The sequence below is a fragment of the Microbacterium sp. genome, assembly GCF_036277215.1.
In the GTDB taxonomy this organism is placed as follows: Bacteria; Actinomycetota; Actinomycetes; order Actinomycetales; family Microbacteriaceae; genus Microbacterium.
In genome coordinates, this window is the sequence record NZ_DASUNI010000109.1 from 1 (window position 1) to 3,207 (window position 3,207).

At 68.4% G+C, this 3,207-nt stretch carries 3 protein-coding genes; all 3 read right to left on the reverse strand.

Annotation, left to right across the window (positions count from 1 at the left end; translation table 11 throughout):
• Positions 1–212 precede the first annotated feature (212 nt).
• The gene (locus tag VFX99_RS05465; RefSeq protein WP_329665304.1) at positions 213–998 is read right to left on the reverse strand and encodes a PP2C family protein-serine/threonine phosphatase; all 786 of its coding nucleotides are present in this window, start codon (positions 996–998) and stop codon (positions 213–215) included.
• A 188-nt stretch (positions 999–1,186) separates the two neighbouring features.
• Positions 1,187–2,179, reverse strand: a complete 993-nt coding sequence (locus VFX99_RS05470; protein ID WP_329665305.1) for an aldo/keto reductase — start codon at positions 2,177–2,179, stop codon at positions 1,187–1,189.
• 90 nt (positions 2,180–2,269) lie between these two features.
• Positions 2,270–3,082: a large exoprotein gene (locus VFX99_RS05475; RefSeq protein WP_329665306.1), complete on the reverse strand. Its 813-nt coding sequence runs from the start codon at positions 3,080–3,082 to the stop codon at positions 2,270–2,272.
• Between the last annotated feature and the right edge of the window lie 125 nt (positions 3,083–3,207).

Consider the following 3,207-nt stretch of genomic DNA (forward strand, 5'->3'; position numbering starts at 1 on the left):
GAACGATCGAGGCGAGCAGGGGCACCGCCGGCCGCGAGGGCGTATCCCACGGGGGCGGCAGCTCGAGAGGTTCTTGCTCGTCGCCGACGACCGTCGGATTGAAAGGAGGAGTCGTCGAGAACGCGGTGGGCCAGAGCACGCGTTCAGTCAATCTGCTGCGATGGTCGCCGCACATTCGTCATCCACGTGGCGGTGGACGGTCGTGCCTCGGGTCAGCCTGGGGAGGAGCCGGCCCTCACGGATACGTCGAGCACGATGATCGTGATGTTGTCACGCCCGCCGTTCTCCAGCGCGGCATCCATCATCGCGTTCACCGCGTCCGCGGGATCGGAGTTCTGGGCGAGGAAGTGCTGGATGCCGTAGTCGGTGAGCTCTTTCGTGAGTCCGTCCGAGCAGATCACGAATCGATCGCCGTCTACGACGTCGAGTCGCACGTAATCGGGCGTCACGCTGTCGCTGGGACCGACCGCTCGCGTGATGACGTTTCCGTACGGATGGTTCTCGGCTTCCTCGGGGCTCAAACGGCCCGCCGCGATGAGCTCCTGCACGACCGAGTGGTCGGTGGTGATCTGCTCGATCGACTCGTCGCGCAGCAGATAGACCCGCGAGTCGCCGATGTTCAGGGTCACCCACTGCGGCGGCTCGTCGCTGACGTCGAGGTACACGCCCGTGAGGGTCGTCCCGGTGCCGTCGTCGGTCGTCTCGGGGTGCGAGGCGATGTCCTTGACAGCCCGCGTCAGCGCCTTCTCGATCGCCTTCGGCGTGACATCGCCGCCCGTGACCACGCCGCCCATCCGATCGATCGTGCTGGCGCTGGCGATCTCCCCGCCGATGTGTCCGCCCATGCCGTCGGCGACGAGGAACAGCGGGTAGTCGGCCAGCAGCGCGTCCTGATTGATCTCCCGCCGGCGGCCGGTGTGAGTGCCACCCGCCCAGGTCAGAATGATCGCGCCGTCCGCCACCGACACCGATCGGGAGTGGGTGGATACCTCGGGCACGCCCTGTCCTCCCCGTCGGCCGACATCGGCGGCGACACGACCCGTGCGGTCCTGTCGACGTGCTCACATCCTAGTCGACTCGGCCCCCGCCGCCCTGGACGCTCGCGCCCGCCGGTGCTTTCCGCGTGCTGCCGAACGAGCAGCCCGGTAAGCTCCGTTCGCTCAGAGCGAACGGAGCTTCATCCGGCTCAGGCCGCGGGGTCGTCGACGAGCGGGAAGATCTCGTCGATCCGAGCGAGGTCCTCGCCCGCCGGGGTCCATGCGGATGCGGCGGCCGCGTTGGAGCGGATCTGCTCGGCGCTGGTGGCGCCCGCGATCACGCTGGACAGCGCGGGTCGGGACAGCAGCCAGCCGAAGGTCGCCTCGAGCATGGAGACGCCGCGCTCGTCGCAGAACTCCTGGTAGGCCTCCAGAGCGTCCCAGGGCGCGTGCTGCCAGATGTGGCGACGCTGCATCATGATGCGGCTGCCCTCAGGGCCGCCCGCCCGGGTGAATTTTCCGGTCAGCAGTCCGTTGTGCAGCGGGAAGAACGGGAAGAAGCCCAAACCGAACCGCTCGACGGCCGGAAGCACCTCCCGCTCAGCACCACGCGAGAGGAGGCTGTAGTGGTTCTGCGCGGAGATGAACCGGCCGTCGCGGCCACGCGCCGTGAACTCGGCCTCGGCGATCTGCCATCCGGCGAGATTCGAATGACCGTAGTAGCGGATCTTGCCTTCCCGGACGAGGTCGTCCAATGCGGAGATGGTCTCCTCGATGGGGGTCGCCGGGTCGGGCACGTGTAGCTGGTAGAGGTCGATCCAGTCGGTCTGCAATCGAGCGAGCGACGCCTCGACGGCCGCGCGAATGTACGACCGCGAGCCCTTGGAGGCCGTGGTCGAGTACCCCATGTCCCTGCCGGAGTGGCCGAACTTGGTGGCCAGGACCACCCGGTCCCGCATGCCCTGTAGAGCCTCGCCCATGAGCGTCTCGCTCAGACCGGGCTCACCGCCGTACATGTCCGCCGTGTCGAGGAAGGTGATGCCGGCATCGATGGCGGCGTCGATCACTTCCACCGTGCCCTCGAGGGTCTCGGTGCGGGTGCCCGGTCGGCCGAAATTGTTGCAGCCGAGACCCACAGCGGTCACGAGGAGGCCGGATGCGCCGACACGGCGCTGTGGGACGTTGTCGTCAGTCAGGGTCATGCTCCCACGCTAACTCGACGCGCGCGTGCCGGTCGCTTCGCGTATGCGCGACGAGCCCCCACCGTGACGGTGAGGGCTCGTCGTGTCGTGCTATGGCCGAGGTTCCGACGGCGGACCGCTGGGCGGGGCGGTCGGAGGCGCCGTAGGCGGCTGAGGCGCCGCAGGCGGCGTGGCGGGCGGCTCGGGAGCCGCCGGCGGGGGTGAGGCCGGAGCCGCGGCGGGCGGCTCGGCCGACGGTGCGGCGGGCGGGGCTGCCGGAGGCGTGTAGCCCGCCGGAGGCGGCGTGTAGCCGGCAGGCGGCTCGTAACCGGCCGGGGGCGGGGGAGGCTGGTAGCCGGCCGGAGGCGGGTAGGCCCCGCCCGCCGCCGCCTGGCCGCCCGGCGCGACGGCGTACCCTCCCGCGGGTGTCTGGTTGGGAACACCGGCCCAGACGGTGCGGTCCGCGAGGAATCCGTTGCCCGCCCACGGCGCCGGCGGGATCGCGTTGTTCCAGCGCGACTTGTCGAAGGCCAGGATGCCGAGCCAAACGATGCTGAGGAAGAAGTACAGGATCAGCCAGACGGGCTCCTTCTGCAGCTTGAGACCGACTCGCCACGCCGCCAGCATCGTCACGACCAGAGGAAGGAGCGCGAGGATCCAGCCGATCACGGGGATCCAACTCAGAATGACCGAGGCGGCGATGGCGATCAGGATGAGCCACGGGCTCAGGTCACCCAGCTTGCTGAAGACCATGTAGTTGTAGATCGGCACCCAGGCACGCCACCGACCCTGCACACCGGCCTTGTCGAAGATCTTCATCAGGAAGATGGAGCTCAGGATGTAGAAGGCGATTGCGAAGATGAACCAGAAGACGGCCGCGGCCGCGAGAACCGCGAGTCCTGCGCCATCAGAGAAGTCGTACATGAGCGTCCTTCCCAGAGAACGAGCGACGACGCGCACACACGTCGGCGGGGCAACCGCCCTGCAGGTCACATGCTAGCGACGGGTCGTGCCATGTGACAGGCAATTCGCGCATACTCGCCACACGT

Excerpts from the sequence above, each read along its gene's own strand:
- VFX99_RS05470 (WP_329665305.1), bottom strand. The coding sequence starts at position 2,179 with ATGACCCTGACTGACGACAACGTCCCACAGCGCCGTGTCGGCGCATCC.
- VFX99_RS05475 (WP_329665306.1), bottom strand. The coding sequence starts at position 3,082 with ATGTACGACTTCTCTGATGGCGCAGGACTCGCGGTTCTCGCGGCCGCG.